Here is a 10,753-nt window from a genome sequence, read left to right as displayed (position 1 = left end):
TTAACTATATGATTTCTAATATTATTTATAATTTTAACTATAACATTAAAAATCAACAATATAAAATTATCATCTGGTAAATAAAACTTTAAAACCACCTATTATTTTTTATTTTTATAATAATAAAAAAGTCATTTGTAATCTTTATATAAAAAAGTAAAAAAAGAGAGATAAATTAGAAAAACTTAATAGATTTTTTATTTTTTTCATGATATTTATTAGCGCTGAATAAGAGCAATGACTAAATGATTGTTGTTGAAACAAAATGATATTCAGGGATGCTTCTTATTCAAATAAGTTGCGAATATGTTTTACATGGTATGTATTTTGCTTAGGAAAAGCAGGCGTATTCAGCAAACTTCTACTTCGTCACTTCATAAGGATATTTTCGATGTTGACTAAAACTGTTAAATCTTTCGGTTTAGCTATGGGCTTATTGGCCTGCTCTCTCCCTCTTTACGCAAAAAACAACGTTGTTGTCGTTGCTACTGGCGGTACAATCGCTGGTGCTGGTGCAAGCTCAGCAAATAGTGCAACTTACACAGCAGCAAAAGTTCCAGTTGATGCTTTAATCAATGCAGTGCCACAAATCAAAGATTTGGCAAATGTGAGTGGTATTCAAGCATTACAGGTTGCTTCTGAAAGTATTACTGACAAGGAATTATTACAAATTGCTCGTCAAGTAAACGACCTTGTTAAAAAGCCATCTGTTAATGGTGTGGTAATTACTCACGGTACAGATACTTTAGAAGAAACAGCGTTTTTCTTAAATCTTGTTGTTCACACTGACAAGCCGATTGTTGTTGTTGGTTCTATGCGTCCTTCAACTGCACTTTCAGCAGATGGACCACTTAACCTTTATAGTGCAGTTGCTTTAGCAGCTTCTGATGAAGCAAAAAATAAAGGCGTAATGGTTCTCATGAACGACTCTATTTTTGCTGCACGTGATGTAACTAAAGGCATTAACATTCATACAAATGCTTTTGTTAGCCAATGGGGTGCTTTAGGTACATTAGTTGAAGGTAAACCATACTGGTTCAGACAGTCTGTTAAACGTTTTACAAATGCTTCAGAATTTAATATTGAAAATATTAAAGGTGATGCACTTCCACTTGTACAAATCGTTTACGGTTCAGACTCTATGCTTCCTGACGCTTATGAAGCATATGCAAAAGCTGGCGCTAAAGCGATTATCCATGCAGGTACAGGTAACGGTTCTGTTGCGAACTATATTGTTCCAACTTTACAAAAACTTCATGATAAAGACGGTATTCAAATTATCCGTTCATCACGTGTACCACAAGGTTTCGTATTACGTAATGCTGAACAACCTGACGATAAATATGGTTGGGTAGCTGCTCATGACTTAAACCCACAAAAAGCACGTCTTCTTGCAGCTTTAGCTCTTACTAAGACGAATGATGCTAAAGAAATTCAACGCATGTTCTGGCAGTACTAAATTTTTCAACCAGCCCAAATCATTTTGGGCTGGTTCTTTTCTCCTGCTTCAAAAGACGCAACATCTTTGATCAATCCTCTACTTTCGTGTTCTCAACATTCTGTTTAAATACTAAAATCCATAACAGTTGCCAAAATATTAAGCATTTCGTTTGAACTTTGCGTGTTAAACTATGCTTCGGTCGCATTAAGGATTGGTTTATGCAGTTTGTTCATCTCGGTATTTACACAGAATTTTCGATTACAGAGTCGATTGTTCGCATACCCGACTTGGTCAAGGCTGCTGTAAAGGATGAAATGCCTGCGCTGGCACTTACCGACTTATCTAACCTTCATGCTGCTGTAAAGTTTTATAACTCTTGCCTCAAGAAAGGTATTAAGCCTATTTTGGGTAGCACAATCCGTCTTAACGATGCCCAGCATCGTGCAACTTTGCTTGCAATGAGCGATATCGGATGGAAAGGACTGACTGAAATTGTTTCGCGTGGCTTTATTGAAGGTCAGCAACTCAGTATTCCTTGTGTACAAAAAGAATGGGTTCTAGAGCAGCATCAAGATATTATTGTTTTACTTGGCCAACATAGTGATGTTGGGCAAATGCTTTGCTCATCTAATCCGCAAAAAGCAGAACCCTTACTTGAAGAATGGATCGAAAAGTTTGGCAATCGAGTTTATCTTGCTTTAACACGTACTGATCGTGCGGGTGAAGAAGATTTTATTCAAGAAGCTGCCAAGTTAGCAGCTAAATATAATATTGGGGTAGTTGCCCACAACGATGTGCACTTTGTTGAAAAAGAAGATTTCGAAGCACATGAAGCACGTGTATGTATTGCAGATGGTTATGTTTTAGCAGATGACCGACGTCCACGTTTGTATAGTCCTGAACAGCATTTCAAAACTTCAGATGAAATGATTGAGCTGTTTTCAGATATCCCGAGTGCTATTGAAAACACCTATTATATTGCTAAACGCTGTAATGTCAGCTTAAAACTCGGCACTTACTTCTTACCTGAGTACCCAATTCCTGATGGTTTTACCATCGACACCTATTTTGAGCACTTATCAAAAGAAGGTTTGGAAGAGCGTTTAAACTATCTTTACCCAGTTGAAAAACGTGGTGAAGACTGGCCTGAAATTCGTAAGCCATATGATGAGCGAATTGATTATGAAGTTGGAATCATTCTTAAAATGGGATTCCCCGGCTACTTCCTCATCGTCATGGACTTCATTCAATGGGCAAAAAATAACGGTGTCCCTGTAGGGCCAGGCCGTGGTTCTGGTGCTGGCTCATTGGTTGCCTATAGCTTAAAAATTACCGACCTTGACCCTCTTCGTTATGACTTGCTCTTTGAACGTTTCTTAAACCCAGAACGTGTATCGATGCCCGACTTTGACGTCGATTTCTGTATCGCAGGACGTGACCGTGTTATTGACTACGTATCACGTACTTATGGGCGTGAAGCAGTTTCTCAGATTGCAACTTTCGGTACCATGGCTGCAAAAGGTGCGATTCGTGACGTTGCCCGTGTCTTAGGTAAGTCTTATGGTCTAGCTGACCGTATTTCAAAAATGGTTCCAACTAAACCACTCGGTGTAGATTTAGCAACCGCTATTGAGATGGAACCTCAGCTTAAAGATATCGTTACCAACCCTTCAAATCCAGATAATGATGATGCCAGTGAAATTTGGGAAATGGCATTAAAATTAGAAGGTATTACTCGAAATACAGGTAAACATGCCGGTGGTGTTGTTATTGCGCCAGGTAAAATTACTGACTTCTCTGCAGTACTTTGCGATGCAGACGGTACGAACCGTGTAGCTCAATACGATAAAGATGACGTAGAAGCTGCAGGTCTCGTAAAATTCGACTTCTTGGGCTTACGTAACTTAACGGTTATTGAAGATGCAATTCAAAATATTAATAAAAACCGCGATAGCAATGATCCTTTAAACATTTCACACGTCCCTCTTGACGACCCTAAAGCTTACTCTGTCTTTGCCGATGCAAATACAACCGCGGTATTCCAGTTTGAATCCGTCGGTATGAAGCGAATGCTTAAAGAAGCACGTCCAAGTAAATTCGAAGAAATTATTGCGTTCGTGTCTTTGTATCGTCCGGGCCCGATGGACCTGATTCCTGACTTTATTCACCGTATGCATGGTGGAGATTTTGAATATCTTCATCCATTGCTGGAAGGCGTATTAGAGCCAACTTACGGGATTATGGTTTACCAAGAACAGGTAATGCAAACTGCACAGATTTGTGCGGGTTATACACTCGGTGGCGCTGACTTACTTCGCCGTGCAATGGGTAAAAAGAAACCTGAAGAAATGGTGAAACAACGCCAAATCTTCCTTGAAGGTGCTGGACAAAAAGGCATTGACGAAAGCACAGCCAACCATATCTTTGACTATATGGAAAAGTTCGCAGGCTATGGTTTCAACAAATCTCACGCAGCTGCTTATGCCCTTGTTGCATACCATACAGCATGGTTAAAAGCTCATTATCCTGCCGAATTTATGGCAGCGGTAATGTCATCGGAAATGCAGAACACTGACAGTGTCGTATTTTTGATTGATGACTGTCGAAATAACGGACTTGAGGTCTTACCGCCGTCAGTTAACATGTCGACTTATCATTTCCATGCCAGTGATGATAAAACCATCGTTTATGGTTTAGGTGCAATTAAAGGTGTTGGTGAACAGGCAATGCAGTCTGTTATTGACTCACGTCGTCAACAAGGGCCTTATACTGACCTATTCGACTTCTGCCACCGTATTGATTTGAAAAAAATCAATAAACGAACTTTAGAGGCACTTATCCGTGCTGGTGCGCTTGATTGTTTAGGTATTGAACGTTCGAGCTTAATGGCTCAATTGCCTGAAGCCGTACAAGCCGCTGAACAGGCACGTAGTAACCGTGAAAGCGGTATTATGGATTTATTTGGTGAAGTTGAAGAAGTTCAACGTAAACCAGCTAAACCTGTTAAACCATGGAGTGATGAAGTACGTCTCAAAGGCGAAAAAGATACGCTTGGTTTGTATTTAACAGGTCACCCAATTGATGTGTACCGCCAAGAACTCAAAGCGTTTATTCCTGCAAAACTTAATGAAATTACCGCAACTCGTCGCGGTGTAACGACTGTTTATGCAGGACTCGTCCTTGATGTAGCGAATTTCCCAAACCGTGTTGTTATTGTGCTTGACGACGGAACAGCACGTATTGAAGTCAGCTGTAACCACGAACGTTTCCAACGCTTTAAAGATATTATTCAAGTTGAGCGCGTAGTCGTCTTTGAAGGCGAAATTTATGAGCGTGAAGGTTTTGATCGTCCAATGGGACGCTTGAACAAAGCGTTTAGCTTAAATGAAATCAGACAAAAACGCGCCAATAGTATTCAAATCAAATTAACCCATGATCTATTGCAACCAAGTTTGGCAAAAGATCTACAAAATATATTATTGCCTTATTGTAATGTCGATATGCATCAGCATATTGCAATACAGTTACAGATTGACCAACCATATGCTCAGGCTGAGCTTCAGCTTGGCCCACAATGGAAAGTCGCTCCTTTAGATGAACTTCTTGCCAAACTAAGAGATTACTTTGGTAAGGATAATATTCATATTGAATATCAGGTAAAATCTAAGGCAGCTAAAGCAGCAGAACCTGTTCGTCCACAACCTGTTGCCTCACCTCCTGTGGACATGACTATTGATGATGCATTGGATTCATACCAAAGCGAAGTTTCTCAATATTCGTAATTTCTGGAAATCTTATGAGTTTGTTTGACGACACCGCCGTGTCAAAACAATTAGCACAAGTGCGTATTGTCATGGTCAATACCACTTTACCGGCTAATATTGGCAGTGCTTTACGCGCAATGAAAACGATGGGCTTGAGTAAGTTGGTTCTGGTTTCACCAAAAACCTATCCACATCCAGATATTCAGGCGCTTGCTGCTGGTGCACAAGATTTATTAGAACAGGTTGAAATTGTTGAAACACTCGAAGAAGCACTTAAAGATTGCCATTTAGTTTTCGGAACAAGTGCTCGAAGCCGTACTATTCCGTGGCCTTTGTTAGATGTTCGCCCTGCTTCCAAAGAAGCAATTCAGGCGGCGGCTCAAGGACAACAAATTGCGATCGTTTTTGGACGTGAAGACCGCGGTTTAACCAATGAAGAATTGGCTTTGGCAAACTATCACCTTACTATTCCTGTAAACTCGGACTATGGTGTACTTAACGTTGCTCAAGCGATTCAAGTGGTTTGTTATGAACTTCGTATGTCGGTATTAGAGCAAAAAGAATCAGTTTTTGATGATGGGCAAATGCCGCTTGCTCAAGGTCAAAGCATGCAATGGGATGAGCCGTTAGTGACTCAGCAGCAAATGGAAGAGTTCTACCCTCATTTGGAAAAAATGCTCACCGAAATTGAATTTTTAGATCCAGAAAATCCACGTTTACTACCTTTACGCTTGCGTCGTTTATTTGGTCGTATACAATTAGATCGTATGGAATATCATTTACTTCGCGGTATTTTTAGTCGAGTCCAAGCCCTCACAAGCGGCAAATGGAAAAAAGCATCATCGGACAAGGAGGATCAATCCAATGCTTAAACAGCTTAAAGAAGATATACAGGCTGTATTCGCGCGAGATCCTGCTGCACGAAATACACTCGAAGTACTTACTACTTACCCAGGTATACACGCTTTACTTTTGCATAGACTTGCGCACGAATTGTGGAAAAAAGATTGCAAAGGTACTGCCCGTTTTGTTTCGTCATTTAGTCGTTTTGCAACGGGTATTGAAATTCACCCTGGTGCTAAAATCGGCAAACGCTTCTTTATCGATCATGGTATGGGCGTTGTGATTGGTGAAACTGCTGAAATTGGTGATGATGTAACGCTATACCACGGTGTTACTCTAGGTGGTACTACATGGAATAAAGGCAAACGCCATCCAACCTTAGAAGATGGTGTAGTTGTCGGTGCTGGTGCGAAAATATTAGGACCGTTTACAGTTGGTAAAGGTGCTAAAGTCGGTTCAAATGCAGTGGTGACAAAAGCGGTACCCGCTGGTGTAACAGCCGTTGGAAACCCTGCTCGCTATATTTATAAAGATGCCGACAAAACTAAAGATAAAGATGAAGAGCGCCGCCGTGATTATGCACAAAGTATCGGTTTTGCTCCGTATGCGACTACTGCTGATCAATCTGACCCAATTTTAGAAGGAATGCGAGTTTTACTTGACCGTATTCAGCACAATGAAACGCGTATGAATAATTTGTGCCAACGCTTATCCGAACTTGACCCCACTTTCAAAAAAGAAAGCCAAGATGAACAGCCTTTTAGTGATGAAGAGCTAAAAATTCTTGAAGAAGTTCGTCGTGAATGCGGTGCACAAAACAAGACATCAAAAACGTAATATTCTTGATTCATAATGTAACACGCTTACCCTTGCATGTGGGTTTAGCTTTTCCTAGACTTAGCTGTACCAAATCTGACTTTACTAAAATGAACGGAAGATCCTATGAATTTTAAGCCATTGGCGTATTTAATCCTTGCAACTTCTAGTTTAACAGCGTGTACAATGGCACCTGTAAAAGAACAAAAAATCGAACCTTTTGTTTTCAAGGAACCAGAGCTTACTCCTCCATTTTATGCGTTAAATCCATTTAATTATGATGCTCCACCTGCGTTTGAAGTTGCTTTAAAAGATGCCGCAGCACAGCCTGTAACTAAAATGGTGGTCACTCGTCAGGACGATCCAACTAAATCGCTTACATTAGATACAAATAAACTGATTGTACCTACCATCAATAATTCACAACGTTCGATGAAGTATGCAGTTTTAGCTGGCGATAATGAAATTGACGTGACTGAAATTGATGACTTCTTACAGCTTGTTGAAGGTAAAGCTCGTCACTACCCGCCTCGCTTTACTGATCGTCAAGAACGTAAAGGTTTTGAGAGCAAACTCAAAGAAGTAACTCAGCGTTTAGATACTTTAGCCGCTAATCCAAATGCTTCATTTGATATTTTAATTCGAGCATTTAAAGCAAGTGTACTTGCTCGTAACCTTGATTTAGGTACTGCCCATACCACTAGATCTTTAGAATATGCTCAAAGACTTTTAAAAATTAGCCCAGATGATCCAGAAACTAATTTCTGGTTTGGTTTTGGTTTGTCTGAAGGTGGTGGTCAACGTGAAGCTATTCCATACTTAGACAAAGCCATTAAAGGTGATGTTCAAGAAGCATATTTAGCTGCTGCAAACAACTATATTGCAATGGAACAAAAGAAAAACGCGATTCAGACCTTAAAAAATTACAAGGTTAAATATCCTGACGAAGCTGAAGTTGCAGATCGTTTGATTCAAGAAATTGAAAAACAAGGTCGTTGGAATGTATGGCAAGTTTTAACAAACCCTGCTATGGCACCAGCTACTCCAACTGCACCAACAAAAAAATAAAAGTATAAACTTACTAAAAAGGGCTGATTTGACAGCCCTTTTTTTATATTTGATCAATTGAAAAATACTTTAAAATTTGTATGATCTGCATATTACTGATCCACATATTTGACCATAATGTTTGTTAGAAAAAGAAACTCAGCGCTCTTCACGGTCATACTCCTCGGTTCAATTCTGAGTGGATGTCAGGTGGTAAATGTTAAGCAACAGGCCCTCAACGTCACTATTGCAAACGAACGTAATAGTATTCTTACCCAAGATAAATTGAGTGAAGCAAGTCTTAACGTTTTGTCTATGTCAGGACAAGAAGCCAAAACTTGTACAGATTCCCCTGATACCTGTGTTAATCAGCTTAAAAATCTTCCACAAATTTTAGATGAACAGCTTTTATCTGCCGCGAGTGAAATGTATCTGGCAAAAGCGATGGCTTTATCAGATTCTTCCGAGTGTAAAATTAGTCGGTTCACTAAGCACAAAGCCTCTGATGAACAAAAAGCAATTCAGAACAAATATGACGATTGCTTAGACCAACAATTGAGCTTACTCGATAAGAGCATTCGTTATAGTTATGCTTACTTATTTTCAACAAAACGTCAGCCAACCGATCGTATTTTTGATAATAGGCAAGTTCAAATACGAGACTTTTATAATCAAGCCATTGCTAAAATGGTGAGTATTTATGATCTAAGATACCCTAAAAAAAATGTGGTAGAACCACAAATCCATATTGGTAAGAGTGTCTACTCAATTGACTTTGAGTTTCATAGACAGTTAACTGGTCAAAAGTTAGAAAAATTAATTTCAAGTTATAACTTAAATTTCTCTGGTTTAAGAACAATCAACCGTCGTGATGGTTTTGGTTCTGAATTTGTTGCTGTTTTTCCAAGTTCAGAAAAAGAAGAAACTAATGAATACATTTTAGATCCCCTCAATTACAGCTATAAAAATGGTGTGAATCCGAATATTCACCATGCACGTTATTTAGCAGCAACTATTGTTGCCGAACCTAAAAAAGCCAAAACTGTTGAAGAAATTATTAATGATCCAGAATTTGTAATTCGGGTTTATGATCCTTATCGAACAGATAATATTAATGTCGCTGGTAAGCAGTACCCTTTAGCTGCCAACTTCTCGGCTCCTTATGGTTTATGGTTAGCTGAAAATAACTTAGGTGTAGCCGCTTATTTAAGCCTGATTGATCGTGATCAGCATTTAACCATGCCGCATTTATATATGCTCGAACCTTATAATCCAAACAAAAAAATTATTGTGTTGGTACATGGTTTAGCAAGTAGCCCCGAGGCATGGATTGCTCTTACTAACGATGTGATGGGCGATACAGTTTTAAGAGATAACTATCAGGTTTGGCAAGTTTTCTACTCGACCAATATGCCAATCTTAGAAAGTCGATTCCAAATTTATGCACTATTAAAACAAGCGTTCGGTTCGTTAAATCCAAGTGATCCTGCTGCACATGATGCCGTGCTTGTGGGACATAGTATGGGAGGTATTATTAGCCGTTTACTGGTCAGTGATGGTGATATTACTCAACCAGCTTTGAAGCTAATGACTGTACGTCAACAGAACCGCTTCAAAAAACATCCTATGGTGACTGAACGATTGCAAATGCATTCAATTGCTAACTTTGATCGCGCAATTTTCTTAGCATCACCTCACAGAGGTACAGATTATGCAGATCGATGGTTTACTTTAGCTGCTCGTAAAATTATTCGTTTGCCGGGAGCTTTTTTATCTGCTGTAGCGACATCACTAACCACTGAAAACCTAGATGTTAAAGATTTCTTGAATAACATTGATAATGGTCTGATTCAAAATGGACCAAGTGACTTAAGTCATCAATCTAAGTTTATGGAACTCACTGAAAATATTAATCCACACCAAGGATTAGTCTTCCATTCAATTATGGGTAACATTACTAAAAGCGATGATCCAAATGTCATTACCGATGGTATTGTTCCTTATAAGAGCGCTCACTTAGAGGGTGCAAAGTCTGAGAAAGTACTTCCGGGTGGACATTCTATTCAGTTAACCCCTCAAGCTGTACTAGAGCTACGTCTTATTTTACGAGAGCATTTAGTTGAACATGGTTTGTATAAACCATAAAAAAATAAAAAAGAGCCAAAGGTGATCCTTTGGCTCTTTTGTTTTGAGACTAGATTTTACTGCCCAGAACGGATGATGTAATCAAACGCAGAGAGTGATGCTTTAGCGCCTTCACCTGTGGCAATAATGATTTGTTTGTAAGGCACAGTTGTACAGTCACCTGCAGCGAATACACCTTTCACATTGGTTTCATTGCGGTCATTGACAATGATCTCACCACGGTTGGTTAACTCAACTTCACTGTCTTTTAAGAAGTCAGTGTTTGGCAATAAACCAATCTGTACAAAGATCCCTGCAAGCTCTACCACATGCTCCTCATCAGTCGCACGGTCTTTGTATTTAAGACCAGTCACTTGTGAGCCGTCACCTAACACTTCAGTACTTAAAGCATTCATAATCACAGTTGTGTTTGGCAAGCTATGCAGTTTGTTTTGTAAAACTTGGTCTGCACGAAGTTTAGTGTCGAACTCAACCAGAGTTACATGTTCAACAATACCTGCAAGGTCAATTGCAGCTTCCACACCTGAATTACCACCACCAATCACGGCAACACGTTTACCTTTGAACAGTGGACCATCACAGTGCGGGCAGTACGCTACACCACGGGTACGGTATTCAGCTTCACCCGGTACATTCATTTCTCTCCAACGTGCACCTGTTGAAAGGATCACAGTTTTCGATTCAAGTTTTGCACCGT

The 10,753-nt window shown here is 39.5% G+C and carries 7 protein-coding genes; 6 read left to right on the top strand and 1 reads right to left on the bottom strand.

Annotated elements, in window-relative coordinates:
- Positions 1-391 precede the first annotated feature (391 nt).
- The 6 genes from J576_RS18955 to J576_RS18930 all read left to right on the top strand — a co-directional run bounded on the left by J576_RS18955 (position 392) and on the right by J576_RS18930 (position 10,056).
- The gene (locus J576_RS18955; RefSeq protein WP_002050061.1) at positions 392-1,459 is read left to right on the top strand and encodes a type II asparaginase; all 1,068 of its coding nucleotides are present in this window, start codon (positions 392-394) and stop codon (positions 1,457-1,459) included.
- 200 nt (positions 1,460-1,659) lie between these two features.
- A complete protein-coding gene (gene dnaE, locus J576_RS18950) occupies positions 1,660-5,223 on the top strand; it encodes a DNA polymerase III subunit alpha (protein ID WP_002050118.1) in 3,564 nt (1,187 codons plus the stop codon).
- 14 nt (positions 5,224-5,237) lie between these two features.
- On the top strand, positions 5,238-6,077 hold the full coding sequence (locus J576_RS18945; protein ID WP_002049826.1) for an RNA methyltransferase: 840 nt from the start codon (positions 5,238-5,240) through the stop codon (positions 6,075-6,077).
- Entirely contained in the window at positions 6,070-6,885 is an 816-nt protein-coding gene (cysE, locus tag J576_RS18940; protein WP_000917698.1) for a serine O-acetyltransferase, read from the top strand. Before J576_RS18945 ends, cysE begins: the two co-directional genes overlap by 8 nt.
- 105 nt (positions 6,886-6,990) lie before the next feature.
- Positions 6,991-7,932, top strand: a complete 942-nt coding sequence (locus J576_RS18935) for an ABUW_2363 family tetratricopeptide repeat lipoprotein (RefSeq protein WP_002049898.1) — start codon at positions 6,991-6,993, stop codon at positions 7,930-7,932.
- Between the two features lie 117 nt (positions 7,933-8,049).
- On the top strand, positions 8,050-10,056 hold the full coding sequence (locus J576_RS18930; RefSeq protein WP_025467800.1) for an esterase/lipase family protein: 2,007 nt from the start codon (positions 8,050-8,052) through the stop codon (positions 10,054-10,056).
- Positions 10,057-10,112: 56 nt separating this feature from the next.
- Here the strand turns inward: J576_RS18930 and J576_RS18925 are convergent.
- Positions 10,113-10,753, bottom strand: a 641-nt coding sequence (locus J576_RS18925; RefSeq protein WP_033855733.1) for an FAD-dependent oxidoreductase, incomplete at its 5' end; no start/stop codon positions are given.

Source organism: Acinetobacter sp. 766875 (genome assembly GCF_000582055.1).
In the GTDB taxonomy this organism is placed as follows: domain Bacteria; phylum Pseudomonadota; class Gammaproteobacteria; order Pseudomonadales; family Moraxellaceae; genus Acinetobacter; species Acinetobacter nosocomialis.
Note: the sequence above shows the minus strand (reverse complement) of the source record. Positions and strands in the feature narration are given on the sequence as shown.

Excerpts from the sequence above, each read along its gene's own strand:
- J576_RS18955 (WP_002050061.1), top strand. The coding sequence starts at position 392 with ATGTTGACTAAAACTGTTAAATCTTTCGGTTTAGCTATGGGCTTATTG.
- dnaE (WP_002050118.1), top strand. The coding sequence starts at position 1,660 with ATGCAGTTTGTTCATCTCGGTATTTACACAGAATTTTCGATTACAGAG.
- J576_RS18945 (WP_002049826.1), top strand. The coding sequence starts at position 5,238 with ATGAGTTTGTTTGACGACACCGCCGTGTCAAAACAATTAGCACAAGTG.
- cysE (WP_000917698.1), top strand. The coding sequence starts at position 6,070 with ATGCTTAAACAGCTTAAAGAAGATATACAGGCTGTATTCGCGCGAGAT.
- J576_RS18935 (WP_002049898.1), top strand. The coding sequence starts at position 6,991 with ATGAATTTTAAGCCATTGGCGTATTTAATCCTTGCAACTTCTAGTTTA.
- J576_RS18930 (WP_025467800.1), top strand. The coding sequence starts at position 8,050 with ATGTTTGTTAGAAAAAGAAACTCAGCGCTCTTCACGGTCATACTCCTC.